This is a genomic window from Sphaerisporangium album (assembly GCF_003323745.1).
GTDB classification, from domain to species: domain Bacteria; phylum Actinomycetota; class Actinomycetes; order Streptosporangiales; family Streptosporangiaceae; genus Sphaerisporangium; species Sphaerisporangium album.
Genome location: NZ_QOIL01000014.1, coordinates 201,826 through 216,882, shown reverse-complemented (window position 1 = coordinate 216,882; position 15,057 = coordinate 201,826). Strand labels below are relative to the sequence as shown.

The window sequence follows — 15,057 nt, the reverse complement described above, 5'->3', positions numbered from 1 at the left end:
GGCGGGCACCTCAGCTCACCGCCTCGGGGCCGAGGCGGAACAGCTCGCGCAGCTGCTCGGTCGTCAGGTCGGCGATCCAGTCCTCGCCGGCCCCGACGACGCTCTCGGCCAGCGCCTTCTTGCGTTCGATCATCTCGTCGATGCGCTCCTCCAGCGTCCCGGCGCAGACGAACTTCCTGACCTGGACGTTCCTGGTCTGCCCGATGCGGAACGCCCGGTCGGTGGCCTGGTCCTCGACGGCCGGGTTCCACCAGCGGTCGACGTGGATCACGTGGTTGGCGGCGGTGAGGTTGAGGCCGGTGCCCGCCGCCTTGAGCGACAGCAGGAAGATCATCGGCTCGTCGTCGCTCTGGAAGCGCTCGACGAGCTCGTCCCGCTTCTTCTTGGTCAGACCGCCGTGCAGCCACAGCACGGGACGGTCGAGGTGGGCGGCGAGGTAGGGCTGGAGCAGGGAGCCGAACTCGGCGTACTGGGTGAAGACCAGCGCCTTGTCCCCCTCCTCGACGACCTCCTCGGCCAGCTCCTCCAGCCGGGCGAGCTTGCCCGAACGACCGGCCAGCCGCGAGCCGTCCTTGAGCAGGTGGGCGGGGTGGTTGCAGACCTGCTTCAGCCGGGTCATCGTGGCGAGCACGTTGCCGCGCCGCTCGATGCCCTCGGTCTGGTCGATCCTGGTCATCATGTCGTTGACGACGGCCTGGTAGAGGCTGGCCTGCTCCGGCGTGAGCGTGCACCACACCTTCATCTCAAGCTTGTCGGGAAGGTCGGAGATGATCGTCTTGTCGGTCTTCAGGCGGCGCAGGACGAACGGCTGCGTGGCCCGCTTCAGCGCCCGCGCGGCCTGCTCGTCGCCGCGCGCCTCGATCGGCTCCTGGTAGCGGTCGCGGAACCGCTTGGCCGGCCCGAGCAGGCCCGGGTTGCAGAACTCCATGATCGACCACAGCTCGGCCAGGTGGTTCTCGACCGGGGTGCCGGTCAGCGCCAGCCGCGTGCGCGCGGGGATCGACCGGACGGCCTGCGCCTGCCGCGCCCCGCTGTTCTTGATCGCCTGCGCCTCGTCACAGACCACCCGCCCCCACGCGAACCGCCGGAGCACCTCGGCGTCCCGCAACGCCGTCCCGTACGTGGTGACCACCAGGTCGGCCTCCCCCACGGCCGCCACGAGCTCCTCCTCCCGCTTCCGCGTCCCCCCGTGGTGCACATAAACCCGCAAAGAGGGCGCGAACCGCTCGGCCTCCTTCTGCCAGTTGCTCAACAACGACATCGGACAGACGAGCAACGTCGGCCCCGGCGACCCGGCGACCCGTTCCTCCAGCAGAAGCGACAGCGTCTGTGCGGTGTTGTGACACAGCATGCCCCCCGCGACGAAATTGTGGTGGCCGGCGACCTCGAAGTCGTATACGTATCCCTCGTAATCGACCTCCTCCACGGACTTCACGCGCGCGTAGAAGACCTCCCGCGCCGCGCGACCGGCGAGTTCGTCGCGGATATGGCCCAACGCCCGCCTGTCCAGGTCGGAATAGGCCTTCAATATCGCCGGCGTCCACCTCGTTGGCGGCCGTGCCTGGTACTCCCTTTCCGCCTCGCCGGACAGCATCCGGTCCATCGCCGCCACCGCCGCCTGAGCCGTCGGGCGGGAAAGTTCTTGGGTACCCGCGAAATAGACCGTGCCGACACCGAAGTGGCGCTGCGGCAGCCCGGTCAGCCTGTACGCGGCGGACAGGAGGTCGTGCCCTGGTACGCCTTCCACATTCGAGTTGGCGACCTTCTCGCAGATCAGCGCGAGCTTGGCCTGCTTGGTCTCATCGGAAAACCCGATGAGGGAGCGGAATGCGCACAGGGCGGGGCCGCCCAGAATGCCTATCTGGTAAGGCCGCTTGATCCCGGATCCGTTGGTCGCGCACTTCATCACGTCCGAGACCCGCAGCCAGATACCGAAACGGCGCAGGAGGACCGAGAGCTGACGCATGATGTGCGGGGACGCGGAGGAGATCTCGATCAGGCGAGTGCCCGGCACGACGCTTCCCTCGGCCGTGAAGTACTCGCGCAGAAAGAGTTTCACCGTCTCGTCGTCCGCCGACATGATCAGATCGGGAATCCGTTTGGCCGCCGAGCGGCATCCCCACTGGTAATCGTGCCGGGCCAGGAACGTCGCATAGTCGATGCTGCACATCCGCAGTTCGTGCACCGTCCTGCTCGCGCGGATGGTCGGTTGATTGAAGTTCAGGCCCAGGCGGCGGCCCAGGGCCAGAACCCGTTCGCGTAGCGACTCCAGAACGGCGCGGTTCTTCTGGGTGATGCGGAGGTCCGCCTTCCGCTCTTCGTGCCCCTCGCTGATCTGCCAGGCGAGCAGCACCGCGAGGTCGGGGTCAACGCGATCACCTCGCCAGGGCAGACGTCCGGGCACGCAGACGCGGTCACCGGGGACGACATCGTTGACCCAGCCATGGACCCCGAGCACGCGATGACGTGCGGTGATGAGGATCTCACTGCCGTCGTCGAGTCGCACACGCCGTAGCTTCTCCCGCACCCGCTGACGATAGAGACGCGTGATCTCGGCCGTGACCATGCATCCGGACGCGTCGATGGAGGCGGTCGTGAGGGGCTTGGCCAGGCGGGCCCATTCGCCCTCACCGTCGAAGGTCGAGTCCTGGGCGTACAGTGACCAGACCTCCGCCGCCTCCCGCAGGATTCCCTCGACGAACACCGGCGTATCCGGCGCGACGCACTTCCCCAATCCCATATCGTCCGCGAGTATCCCGCCGAGTCCGATTTGGGAGAGGAAGGTCAGCCAGGACAGGCCGCGTTGCTGGTAGGGGCGGAGGGCTCCGTTGAACGTCGCGGGGGTCTGGACCGTGGTGAGGCGCCGGTCGGCCTCGCCGCTGAGGAGGTCGCCGAGCGGGCCGTCGGCGTCCACGCCGACCAGCGGCAGTTCCTCGTCGCCGCCGGTGACGACCTCCTGGATCACCTCGGCGACGGTCATCTCGCCCGCGCGGCGCCGCTCCATCACCGACAGCGCGGCCTTGAGCTGGCGGTCGTCCAGCTCGACCCACTGGCCGCGCACGCGCACGAGCGGCACCTTCAGCCGGGCGAGCTCTTCGAGCTCCTCCTCGCCGATCGTGTGGTCGCCGACGGCCAGGTCGACCCGGAAGTCCACCAGCTCGTCCAGGCCGAACCCCTGGCCCGCCGCCGCGCGCGTACGCGTGGACGTGCGGGAGCGGGTGGTGAGCTTGAGGCCGAGGGCCTTGCGCCCGGCCCAGGCGGGCAGGCGGACGCCGTACCCGGCGGCCTGGAGCAGGGGCGCGGAGCGGCGCAGGAAGCCGAAGGCCCAGGCGGTGTCCACCACCATGCCGGACGGGCGCGGATCGCGCAGGGCCGTGTGCAGCTCGGGGCAGAGCCGCACGGCGCGGCCGAGGCCCGCCAGCAGCGTCTCGTCGGGGCGGCGGGGCAGGCCGGGGACGCGCTCGCCGTCCCACAGCAGCGACGCGGGGACGTACAGGCTCGGGTCGTCCACGGACTGGAGGGCGAACTCCAGCTCCCAGGTGTCGGCGTCACCCTCGGGCTCGCCGAGGCGGAAGCAGACGCGGATGGGGCCTTCGAGCTGGTGGGCGGCGTGCAGCCAGTCGCGCAGCGCGCCGCCGAGGGTCTCGGCCTCCCCCGCCGCGACGCCGGGCAGCGTGGTGTCGTCGCCGGTGAGGGCGAACAGCCAGCGTTCGGGCAGGGGGCTCCTCGGGCCGGGACGGTTGCCGCGCAGCAGGCGGTCGGGCAGCGAGCGGCGGGTGGCGGCGTCGGCCAGGGCGGTCATGACCTCGCGGAGCACCTGGGAGGCGGGGCGCCCCTCGGCGGCGGGGCGCTTCCCAGCCGCCGCGGGGCGGTCCCCGGCGGCGGCGCGGCAGACCGGGGGCATCGCGGTGGCCAGGTCGCGGAAGGCGGTGGCGTCGGCGCCGGTGATCACCGGGGTCCAGCGGGCGGCGTGGACGCCGTCCTCGGCAACGAGCTGGGGCAGCACGCGTCCGCGCCGGACGAGCGCGGTGGCGTGCTCGGCGACGACGGCGAGGTAGCGCAGCGAGGCGCCGGGTCCCCACTCGGGCGCGCCCGGCCGGCCGGGGGCCGGGGAGGAGAGATTCTCCAGCAGGGCGAGCGCGTCGGCGGGGGGCACGGCCAGGGCGGGGACGCGCCACGGGGAGACGCGGGGGACGCGGGCGGCGCCGTCCAGCCCGGACTCCGGCGAGGGCAGCGGGGCCTTGGCGGACCCGGGGAGCAGGAGCGTGGCCTGGACCGGCGTGGCACGGGCGGCGGCCTCGCCGAGCGCCGCCGTCAGGGCCTCCGCCGTCGCGGCGAAGGGGTGCGGACGCGCCCCGCCACGAACTCTGCCGCGTTCCCCGCCGCCGTTCTCCCTGGCCCCGCCGAGGGCCGCGCCGGAAACCTCATCGCGACGACCGGTGCCGTCCCCGCCGCGGGGCGGCGTGGTTCCGTGCGCGGCGGTGTCCTCCGCCCACAGCGCGGGCACGCCGCCGATCCACGTACCGTGCACGACCAGCACTCGACCACCCCCACCCCCCGGGCCCGCTCGGCCGTTCCAGGATCGGCCGCCGGCGCCCCCGCGTTACGCGTCCATTCCGGCCACCGCACCGTACCGCCGCCCGGACGCCACCGGGGACGGCCACCGGAGCGGCGCGCTTGGCCGGCGCCTGGAGGCCCCGCCGGTATTCCGGCCCGGGGCGAACAACCAAGAGTAAAATGATGTTTCCCCTGGTAGCAGGCGAAATGGCCCCCATCTATACCAGCGGTACGGGCGTCCTGTGGGTGCCCTCCGGCTAACCCCCACATATCACCCACATAGGGTATATGCGTGAGTTCCGAGCCCGATGAGACCGGCGTCCTGATCCTCGACGGTGGCCTGGCCACGCATCTGGAGGCGCTGGGGTGCGACCTCCGGGACGACCTGTGGTCGGCGAAGCTCCTCATGGAGAACCCGGAGATGATCCTGCGCGCCCACCGCGACTACTTCGCGGCGGGCGCCGACGTGGCGACCACGGCCAGCTACCAGGCGAGCATCCAGGCCTTCATGCGGCGCGGTCACGTCGTGCACGAGGCCGAGGCGCTGATCCAGCTCTCGGTGGAGCTGGCGGTGCAGGCGAGGGACGAGTCGGGCGGCGGCATGGTGGCGGCCAGCGTGGGACCGTACGGCGCGTATCTGGCCAACGGCGCGGAGTACACCGGGGACTACGACCTCGACGAGGACGGCCTGTACGCCTGGCACCGGCCGCGCTGGGAGGTGCTGGCCGGCAGCCCGGCGGACCTGCTCGCCTGCGAGACGATCCCGTCCTACGCCGAGGCGCGGGCGATCGCCCGGCTGCTGGAGGACACCCCGAACGTCAACGCGTGGGTGAGCTTCTGCGGCCGCGACGGCGAGCACATCAGCGACGGCACGCCCCTGGAGCGGTGCGCCGCCCTCTTCGCCGGGAACCCGCAGGTCGTCGCGGTCGGCGTCAACTGCACCGCGCCGAGCCACGTCAAGAGCCTCATCGGCTGCCTCACCGAATCGCCCATCATCGTCTACCCCAACTCCGGGGAGACCTGGGACGCCCGGCAGCGCCGCTGGGAGGGGCTGGCCGACCCGATGGAGTTCGGCGCCGCCGCGCGTGAGTGGCGGGACGCGGGAGCCGTGTTCATCGGCGGCTGCTGCCGCACGACCCCCGAGCACATCCGTCAGATCCGCGCCCATCTGGGCTGACCCCGGGCGGCGGCGCGGGCTGGTATCCCGGCAGTAACACCCTGGTCATCCGCGAGCACCATAGCGGCAACATTGCCGCGATTGACTCCTGACTGACACCGATCCACGGCTGTCAACGGGAGGCGCGATGACGGCCCTGCCGCTTCCGCCCGATCAGCGGGCCGGAAGGCAAGGGGATCTACCCGACCAGGAGGTGACGATCGACGCCGCCGTCATGACGACCCGGGAGATAAACCGGTCGCTTCGGGCGCTGGCGTACGGCACCGCGGTCGTGGTGAACCCCGGAGGGCGGCACAACCTGGCCGTGGGCCTCGACGCGCCGCTGCGCGTCGAGATCGAGGGATCCGCCGGGTTCTACGCGGGCGGCCTCGGCAAATCGGCCGGCGTCACGGTGCACGGCGCCGCCGGCTGCGGGGCCGGCGAGAACCTGATGTCGGGCCGCGTGCACGTGCGCGGCCCCGCGGGCCCGAGCGCCGCGTCCTCCGCGCGGGGAGGCGTGATCGTGGTGGACGAAGACTGCTCCGCGCGCGCGGGGATCTCGCTCAAGGGAGCGACGCTCGCGATCGGCGGGAACGCGGGCCCGTTCTGCGGGGTCCTTGCGCAGTCCGGCGTCATCCTGGTCGGGGGTGACGCCGGACCAGGCCTCGGCGACGCGCTGTACCAGGCCGTGATCTATGTCGGCGGCAGGATCGCGGGCCTGGGCGGCGACGCCGTCATCCAGGAGATGACCGAGCGTGACGTGAGGTTCGTGAAGGTCATCGCCGAGGAGTGCGGGTTCGGCCACGTCTCGCCGGGGAACGTGACCAAGGTCGTGTCGACGCGGCGGCTTTACCAGCTGCACAGCCCCCACCACGGAGCCTATTCGTGAGCCACACCTTCACGCCGGAGGTCATCGCCGAGATCCAGGCGCGGGCCCGGCTCGGCGGAGGCGAGGTGCGCGGCTGGGGAGCCCGGCGCGCGGTGCCCTGCTTCGACGACCTGCTGATCCTCACCGCGAGCCTGCCCCTCACCTCGGTGGAGGCGTACCGGGAGCCGGGCGAGACGCGCACCGTGCTCGGGACGCGGTACGCCGCGGAGCCGGTCGTCCTGGACATCCCGATCACGATCGCGGGCATGTCGTTCGGCGCGCTGTCGGCCTCCGCCAAGGAGGCGCTCGGCCGGGCGGCGACGATGACCGGCACCTCGGCGACGGCCGGCGACGGCGGGCTCGCCCCCCGGGAGCGCGACGCGGCCAAGACGCTCGTCTACCAGTGCCTGCCCTCGCGCTACGGCTTCGACCCCGACCACCTGCGCGCGGCCGACGCCGTCGAGATCGTCCTCGGCCAGGGCGCCTCCCCCGGCGGCGGGGTGCTCCTCGGCCAGAAGATCACGACCCCCGTGGCGCACATGCGCGACCTGCCGGAGGGCGTCGACCAGCGCTCGGCCAGCCGCCACCCCGACTGGCACGGCCCCGACGGCCTCCGCGTCAAGATCGAGGAGCTGCGCGAGGCCACCTCCTGGCGCATCCCCGTGTACGTCAAGATCGGCGCGACCCGGGTGGCCTCGGATGTCCGGCACGCGGTCGAGGCCGGCGCGGACGTGATCGTGGTGGACGGCATGCAGGGCGGCACGGGCGCGGCGCACGAGGTGTTCATCGAGCACACCGGCATCCCGACCCTCGCGGCCACCCGGCTCGCCGCCGACACGCTGCGGCGGCTGTCGGTGGAGCGCGAGGTCCAGCTCGTGGTCTCCGGGGGCATCCGCAGCGGCGCCGACGTCGCCAAGGCGCTGGCCCTGGGCGCGGACGCGGTGTCCGTCGGCGTCGCGGCGCTCGTCGCGCTCGGGTGCAACGCCACCTCCGACGACACCGGCGCGGACGTGAGCCTCGGCTACCGGGCGCTCGGCACCGTCCCCGGCGCGTGCACCGCCTGCCATACCGGCGGGTGCCCGGTCGGCATCGCCACCCAGGACGACATGCTCGCCGACCGCCTGGACCCCGACTTCGGCGCCGAGCGCGTCGCCAACTACCTGCGCGCCCTCGCCACCGAGACGGCGATGCTGGCCCGCGCCTGCGGCAAGGCGTCGGTGCACGACCTGGACACCGGGGACCTGGTCGCCCTCACCGTCGAGGCGGCGGCGATGGCGCGTGTCCCCCTGGCCGGGACGTCCTGGATCCCCGGCGCCCCCTGAGCGAGGCGCCCGCCCTCACGCCCGGCGCCCGCCGTCACGCCCCGCAGCGGCCGTCACGTACCGGGCCTCACGCCCCGCGCGTGCCGGTCCGCGCGGCGACGTCGCCCGGGAGCGCCCCGCCCGCCGTGCCCACCGCCCGTCCGGGGATGAAGTTGACGATCAGCACGCCGAGCGCGGCCACGCACGCGGCGATGATGATCGCCACCTGAAGGCCGCGCAGCGACGGCAGCGTGAACACGCCCAGCGAGACGGTCATGTGGGCGAGCACGACGCTGATCACCGCGCTGGCGGTCGAGGTGCCGATGGACCGCATCAGCGCGTTGAGCCCGTTGGCGGCGGCGGTCTCCGACGGCGGCACGGCCGTCATGATCAGGGCGGGCATGGCCGAGTACGCCAGGCCGACCCCTGCCGCGATGATCGACGAGGCCAGGACGACCTCCCAGGCCGAGCTCATCAGGCCGAGCGTGGCCGCGTACCCGGCGGCGATGACCAGGGCGCCGAGCATCAGCGCGATCTTCGGTCCCCACAGGCGCGAAACGCGCGCCGACAGCGGGGACAGCAGCATCATCACCAGGCCGCCCGGCGCCAGGCACAGCCCCGCCTGGAACAGCGACAGCTCCAGCCCGTAGCCGGACGCGCGCGGGCTCTGCAGCAGCGTCGGCAGCACCAGGGACATGCCGAACATCGCGAAGCCGACGACGATCGACGCGAGGTTGGTGAGCAACACCTGGCGGCGGGCGGTCGTCCGCAGGTCCACCAGCGGGTCGCGGACGCGCAGCTCCATGAAGCCCCAGGCGAGCAGGATCACCACGGCGGCGGCGAACAGCCCGAGCGTCAGGCCGCTCCCCCAGCCCCAGTCGCCACCCTTGCTGATCGCCAGCAGCAGGCACAGCAGGCCCGCCGTGAGCCCGATCGCGCCGGGCACGTCGAAGCGGCCGGGGGCGCGCAGCGGCGACTCGGGGACCACGAACGCGACCAGCAGCAGGTCCAGCACGCTGATCGCGGCCGACATCCAGAACAGGGCGTGCCAGCTCGCGTGCTCGGCGATGAACGCGGCGAGCGGCAGGCCGATCGCGCCGCCGACGCCGAGCGTCGCGCTCATCAGCGCCATCGCCGAGCCGAGGCGCTCCGGCGGCAGCTCGTCGCGCATGATGCTGATGCCGAGCGGGATCACGCCGATCGCGCAGCCCTGGAGCACGCGCCCGGCGACGACGGGGACGAGCCCGTCCGACAGGGCGCAGACGACCGACCCTACGGCCATCAGGCCCAGGCTGACGAGCATCACGCGCCGCTTGCCGTACAGGTCGCCCAGCCTGCCGCTGACCGGGTTGCAGACGGCGGCGGCCAGCAGCGTGGAGGTGATCACCCAGGAGGCGTCCGAGGCCGAGGTGTCGAGCAGGCGCGGCAGGTCCGGGATGAGCGGCACCACGAGCGTCTGCATCAGCGAGACGACGATGCCGCACAGCGCCAGCACGGCCACGACGAGCCCCGACTTCCCCGCGGGGGCGGCGGGCCCTGCGGCCGTGGGTGATGCGCTCACGTATGGGCCCTCCGATGCTCCATAACGATCACAGGCACGCATGACGATACAGACGCTTTCATAACGCAAGAAGCCCGGGTCCAACGGACGGACACGGGCGCGGCACGGCGACCTTGCCCGCGCTTTTGTAACGTTTCAACGACTCCGCCGAACGAACGCCGGTCAATCTCCGGAGCGGGCGCACGCGATTGGAAGGCTGTTTTCCAGAGCTTCGTTCCGTCCGGGAGGCCGCACGGTGGCCGCCGAGGCGGCGGGCGGGCATTTTCTCGTGGGGTCTGGCGCGGGCGGGCGCTGCCACGTTTCAATTGACGCCCGCCACGGAAGGAGTCCGGATGACCACGGGGAGTGCCGCCGTCCCGGTGAGCATCAAGGAGGTCGCCGCGCGGGCCGGTGTCTCCCCCGGCACGGTGTCGAACGTCCTGAACCGGCCGCACAAGGTCGCGGACGACACCCGCTCCCGCGTCGAGCAGGTGATCAACGAGCTCGGCTTCGTCCGGCACGGCTCGGCCTCCACGCTCCGCGCGGGCCACAGCCGCACGATCGGGCTGTCGCTGATCGACATCGCCAACCCCTTCTTCACCGACGTCGCCGCCGGCGTCGAGGACCTGGCGAGCGAGCGCGGGTACGCCGTGCTCCTCGGCAACTCGGCGGGAGACCCCGCCAAGGAGGACCGCAACCTGCGGGTCTTCGCCGAGCAGCGCGTGCGCGGCCTGCTCATCACCCCCTCCGCCGACGACCCCCGGCCGCTGGACGTCGTGCGCGAGCGCGGCATCCGGGTCGTGCTGGTCGACCACCGGGCCCACCGTCCCGACCAGTGCTCGGTCGCCGTCAACGACTTCGCCGGCGGGCAGATGGCCGCCGAGCACCTCCTCTCCACCGGGGCCACCCGCCTGGTGTACGTCACCGGACCGTCCGGCATCCGGCAGTGCCGCGACCGGGGCGGCGGCGCCGCACGGGCGGTGGGCGAGGCGGGACTGGACCCGGGCTCGGCCATCGAGGTCGTCGAGGTGCCCACGATGAACGCCAGGGCGGGCCAGCACGCGGCCGAGAACCTGGTCTCCGGACGCCGTCTCCCCGACGCGATCTTCTGCGCCAACGACCTGCTCGCGCTCGGCGTGCTGCGCGGCCTGCTCCAGTCGGGCGTCCGCGTCCCCGGCGACGTCGCTCTCATCGGCTACGACGACATCGACTTCTCCGCCGCCTCCGCCGTCGCCCTCAGCTCGATCCGCCAGCCCACCCACAAACTGGGGCGCATCGCCACCGAACTCCTGATCGACGAATGCGAGAACCCCCAAACCCACGCCCACCGCCAGATCCTCTTCCAACCCGAACTCATAGCCCGAGAATCCACCGCCCGCCCCTGACCCCCAAGACACCCCCAGCCCGCAACACCACCCGCGCAGGCGGGGAGGACGGGATGCGGGCCGGAGGCGGGAGGCGGGCCGACAGGGCCGGAGGGGGCGGGGACACGCCTCGTGGTGAGGTCGTTGTTCCTGGTCAGGGGGCGGTTGAGACTGGGGTGGTGAGTGGATTCATCCGGGCCGAGGTCAGGGTCGACGGGATCGTTCAGGGGGTGGGCTTCCGGCCCTTCGTGCATCGGGTGGCGACGCGGCTCGGGTTGCGGGGGGTGGTGGGGAACGACGAGCGCGGCGTGGTGATCGAGGTCGAGGGCGCGTCCACGGCCGTGGCGGAGTTCGTCGAGACCGTACGCCACCGGCCGCCCCCACTGGCGACCGTGGACCGGGTCACCTCGCGGCGGATCCCGGTCACCGGCGAGCACGGGTTCCGCATCGCGCCCAGCACGGGAACGGGCCACGGCCGCGCGCTCATCTCCCCCGACGTGGCCACCTGCGACGACTGTCTCCGCGAACTCTTCGACCCGGCCGACCGCAGGTACGGCTACCCGTTCATCAACTGCACGGCGTGCGGGCCGCGCTTCACGATCGTGCGTGAGTCTCCGTACGACCGGGCGACCACGACGATGGCGTCGTTCGCGATGTGCGAGGCGTGCGCGTCCGAGTACCACGACCCGGCGAGCCGCCGCTTCCATGCCCAGCCCGTGTGCTGCGCGGCCTGCGGCCCCCGCCTGCGCCTCCTGCACGCCGGCCATGGCGTCGTGGGCCGCGAGCCGGCATCCGTGCCTGCCGGTGACCTCCCCCCATCTCCTCTCGGTGACCTGCCCGCACCTCCTCCCGATGACCTCCCCCCACCCCGTCCCGATGACCCACCCGCACCCTCTGCCGACGCCTCGGCCGTGTCCGGGCCGGTCGAGATTCCCGGCGATCCCGTCGAGCAGGCGGCCCGCCTCCTGCGGCGGGGGGCCGTGCTCGCGGTCAAGGGGATCGGCGGCTACCACCTGGCCGTGCGGGCCGACAGCGAGGTCGCGGTGACGGCGCTGCGGGCGAGGAAGCGCCGCGAGGAGCGGCCGCTGGCGGTGATGGTGCCGGACCTGGAGACCGCGCGGGCGCTCTGCCACCTCGACGCGCGGGAGGAGCGCCTGCTCACGGACGCCGGCCGCCCCATCGTCCTGCTGCGCCGTCGCACGGACGGCGATTCCCCTGAGGAGACCGGCAGACGCCAGGACGACGGCGTCCACTCGTTCACCGGAACCCGCTCCTCCATCGGCACCCGTGGGGATGACGGCGCGGCGCGGGTCGCGGAGGGGGTGGCGGCGGGGGACCGGTTTCTCGGGGTGATGCTGCCCTACTCGCCCGTACACCACCTCCTGCTGCGCCGGTTCCCCCAGCCCATAGTGCTGACCAGCGGAAACGCCTCCGACGAGCCGATCGCGTACGCCGACGCGACCGCGCTGGAGCGCCTGGGCGGCATCGCGGACGCCTTCCTGCTGCACGACCGGGCCATCCACATCCGCGCCGACGACTCGGTGGTGAGGGTCGTACGCGGGCGCGAGCTGCCGGTCCGCCGCTCGCGGGGGCACGTCCCCCGGCCCGCGCGGCTCACCCGGGAGGCGCGCCGGCCGGTGCTCGGCTGCGGAGCCGAGCTGAAGCACACGTTCTGCCTGGCCGAGGGCCGTCACGCGTTCGTGTCCCACCACATCGGCGACCTGGAGAACTACGAGACCCTGCGGTCGTTCACCGGCGGCGTGCGGCACTTCGAGCGGCTCTTCGGCATCCGTCCCGAGCTCGTGGCGCACGACCTGCACCCCGAGTACCTCTCGACGAAGTACGCGCTGGAGCGGGAGGACGCCGAGCCGGTGGGCGTGCAGCACCACCACGCGCACATCGCCTCCTGCCTGGCGGACAACGGCGTCGAGGGCCCGGTGATCGGCGTGGCGTTCGACGGCCTCGGATACGGCCTGGACGGCACGCTGTGGGGAGGCGAGTTCCTGGTCGCCGACCTGACCGGTTTCCGGCGCGCCGGACATCTGGCGACGGTGCCCATGCCGGGCGGCGCGACGGCGATCCGGCAGCCGTGGCGCATGGCCGCCGCCTACCTGGCCGGTACGGATGCCGCGCGGGGGCTGGCGGTCCGCGACCGCAACGCCGACCGGTGGGACGCCGTCGTCGCCATGGCGGCGAAGGGCGTGAACGCGCCGCTCACTTCCAGCGCGGGACGGCTGTTCGACGCCGTCGCGGCCCTGACCACGGGCCGCGACACGGTGACGTACGAGGGCCAAGCGGCCATCGAGCTGGAGCGCGTCGCCGACCGGTACGAGCACCGGGCCTATTCGTGCCGGATCCTCGACGGACCGGACCCGCCGTGCGCCGAGGGCACCGCCACCGACACGGCGAACGCGGCGAAGCCGGCGGGTCATGAAATGTCGGGCACAACGGAAAGCCCCGTCACCGGGCCCCCGCACACGGCTACGGCGTCCCGGATGGGGACGTTCGTCGTCCGCGGTCACGATCTCGTCCGAGCCGTCCTGGACGATCTGAGTGCGGGAGTCGAGGCGCCGCTGGTCTCCGCGCGCTTCCACAACGGGGTCGCCCGGCTCATCGTGGAGGGGTGCGCGCGCGTCCGCGAGCACACCGGCCTGTCGGCCGTGGCCCTGTCCGGCGGGGTGTTCCAGAACGCCCACCTGGTCGAGCGGACGGCCGCCCGGCTGGAGGGGCGGGGGTTCACGGTGCTGACGCACACCCGCGTCCCGCCGAACGACGGCGGCATCAGCCTCGGGCAGGTGGCGGTCGCCGCTGCCAGGGACCGGTAAGGATCTTGTCGTGACCGCCCGTCAGGGCTCGCGTTCGGCGACGATCCGGACGCGGACCCTCACCTGGGGATGAACGCGGAGCATCAGCATCTTCGGCGGCTGGAGCCCGAAGTCGCGGACATCGAAGATCTGCTCGCCCTCGATGAGCAGGGTGCGGTCGTCCGGCGCGGAGACGGTGATCTCGCCCTCGACGGGGCGGGTGACGCCGTGGAAGGTCAGGTCGCCCTGGACGCGGTAGCGGCCGGTCCCGGTGAGCTCCTCGACCTCGGTGGCCTCGCCGGTGACCCGGGGGTACGCGCGGACGTCGATCCGCCGCCGCAGCTCGCCGTCGTACAGCGGGTTGCCCGAGCGCAGGCGTTCGGCGGGCAGTTCCACACGCATGCGGGGCTCGGCGGAGAGGTCCACGCGCCCGCCCACGACGGCCGCGTCGACGAAGCCGCTCACGCCGTCGGCCTCGCCGTGGATCGGATGGACGCTGCTGCTCGCCTCGAACCCGATCTTCGACCGCGCCGGCGAGATCACGTACCGCTCGTTCATGGCTCGCTCACCTCGTAGGCCCCCTCCCCTACAAGTTAGCCACACCCGGACGGCTCACGACGCGGAGGGCTTGGCGGCCTTCCGGGCGGCCCTGGCCATCTCGACCTTGGCGCTCGCCGCGTACTTGTCGACGTACTCCTGGCCCGACAGCTCCATCAGCGCGTACATGATCTCGTCGGTGACGGCGCGCAGCACCAGGCGGTCCTCCTCCATGCCGTAGTAGCGGGAGAAGTCGAGCGGCTTGCCGTACCGGACGCCGGGGCGGATGCCGAGCTTGGGGAACAACCGGCCGGGGGGCATCATCTCGAAGGTGTTGACCATCGCCCAGGGGATGACCGGCACCCGTGACTCCAGCGCGAGCCGGGCCACGCCGGTCTTGCCCTTGTAGAGCCGCCCGTCGGGCGAGCGGGTGCCCTCGGGGTAGATGCCGAGCAGCTCGCCCTCGCGCAGGACGCGCAGGCCCGTACGCAGCGCCGCCTCGCTGGCCTTGCCGCCGGACCGGTCGATCGGCACGGTGCCGACCCCGGTGAAGAACAGCCGGGTGAAGAATCCCTTGATGCCACGGCCGGTGAAGTATTCGGCCTTGCCGAGCGAGATGACCTTGCGCGGCAGCGGCAGCGGCCCGAAGAAGTGGTCGGCGAACGACAGGTGGTTGCCGGCCATGATGGCCGGGCCGTGCCTCGGGACGTTCTCCTTCCCTTCGGCCCAGGGACGGAACACCAGATGGAGGAATGGGCCGAGAATGGCCTTCACCACCCAGTAGAACACTCGGGGCACCTCTTCTCTGGCTTATCCGGCTTCGGCGGCTTTGTCGGCGTTCACGGCTCTGCGCCGCGGCGTGGCGTCATCTTCGCATGCCCGGCGCACCGGACCTACACTTCCGAGTCTCACAACCCACGACACCGGGCC

Annotated in this window: 9 protein-coding genes; 5 read left to right on the top strand and 4 right to left on the bottom strand. The window is 72.4% G+C overall.

Translation table 11 applies throughout. From position 1 onward, the window contains the following. Window positions 1-10: 10 nt before the first annotated feature. The gene (locus DQ384_RS44370; RefSeq protein ID WP_114031227.1) at window positions 11-4,540 is read right to left on the bottom strand and encodes an SNF2-related protein; all 4,530 of its coding nucleotides are present in this window, start codon (window positions 4,538-4,540) and stop codon (window positions 11-13) included. Window positions 4,541-4,849: 309 nt separating this feature from the next. Between DQ384_RS44370 and mmuM the strand changes: the two genes are divergently transcribed. From mmuM to DQ384_RS24650, 3 genes are all read left to right on the top strand, one after another. Beyond that, window positions 4,850-5,734 (top strand): homocysteine S-methyltransferase, encoded by an 885-nt coding sequence (gene mmuM, locus DQ384_RS24660; RefSeq protein WP_114031226.1) that lies wholly within the window; start codon window positions 4,850-4,852, stop codon window positions 5,732-5,734. Between the two features lie 127 nt (window positions 5,735-5,861). Further along, entirely contained in the window at window positions 5,862-6,602 is a 741-nt protein-coding gene (locus DQ384_RS24655; protein WP_114031225.1) for a glutamate synthase, read from the top strand. After that, window positions 6,599-7,903: an FMN-binding glutamate synthase family protein gene (locus DQ384_RS24650; protein WP_114031224.1), complete on the top strand. Its 1,305-nt coding sequence runs from the start codon at window positions 6,599-6,601 to the stop codon at window positions 7,901-7,903. The genes DQ384_RS24655 and DQ384_RS24650 overlap by 4 nt, the downstream gene beginning before the upstream one ends. 67 nt (window positions 7,904-7,970) lie before the next feature. On the opposite strand, the gene DQ384_RS24645 is transcribed toward DQ384_RS24650, so the two are convergent. After that, window positions 7,971-9,443: an MFS transporter gene (locus tag DQ384_RS24645; protein ID WP_281274097.1), complete on the bottom strand. Its 1,473-nt coding sequence runs from the start codon at window positions 9,441-9,443 to the stop codon at window positions 7,971-7,973. 332 nt (window positions 9,444-9,775) lie between these two features. Here DQ384_RS24645 and DQ384_RS24640 point away from each other — a divergent pair, with 332 nt between their 5' ends. After that, window positions 9,776-10,807, top strand: a complete 1,032-nt coding sequence (locus DQ384_RS24640) for a LacI family DNA-binding transcriptional regulator (protein ID WP_114031222.1) — start codon at window positions 9,776-9,778, stop codon at window positions 10,805-10,807. A 158-nt stretch (window positions 10,808-10,965) separates the two neighbouring features. Then, on the top strand, window positions 10,966-13,611 hold the full coding sequence (locus tag DQ384_RS24635; RefSeq protein WP_245966748.1) for a carbamoyltransferase HypF: 2,646 nt from the start codon (window positions 10,966-10,968) through the stop codon (window positions 13,609-13,611). Window positions 13,612-13,632: 21 nt separating this feature from the next. On the opposite strand, the gene DQ384_RS24630 is transcribed toward DQ384_RS24635, so the two are convergent. Next, entirely contained in the window at window positions 13,633-14,148 is a 516-nt protein-coding gene (locus DQ384_RS24630) for a YceI family protein (protein ID WP_114031220.1), read from the bottom strand. Between the two features lie 54 nt (window positions 14,149-14,202). Then, a complete protein-coding gene (locus tag DQ384_RS24625; protein WP_114031219.1) occupies window positions 14,203-14,916 on the bottom strand; it encodes a lysophospholipid acyltransferase family protein in 714 nt (237 codons plus the stop codon). Window positions 14,917-15,057 lie beyond the last annotated feature (141 nt).

Bases quoted from the DNA above. Each gene is read 5' to 3' on its own strand.
- DQ384_RS24655 (WP_114031225.1), top strand. From the start codon at position 5,862: ATGACGGCCCTGCCGCTTCCGCCCGATCAGCGGGCCGGAAGGCAAGGG.
- DQ384_RS24640 (WP_114031222.1), top strand. From the start codon at position 9,776: ATGACCACGGGGAGTGCCGCCGTCCCGGTGAGCATCAAGGAGGTCGCC.
- DQ384_RS24630 (WP_114031220.1), bottom strand. From the start codon at position 14,148: ATGAACGAGCGGTACGTGATCTCGCCGGCGCGGTCGAAGATCGGGTTC.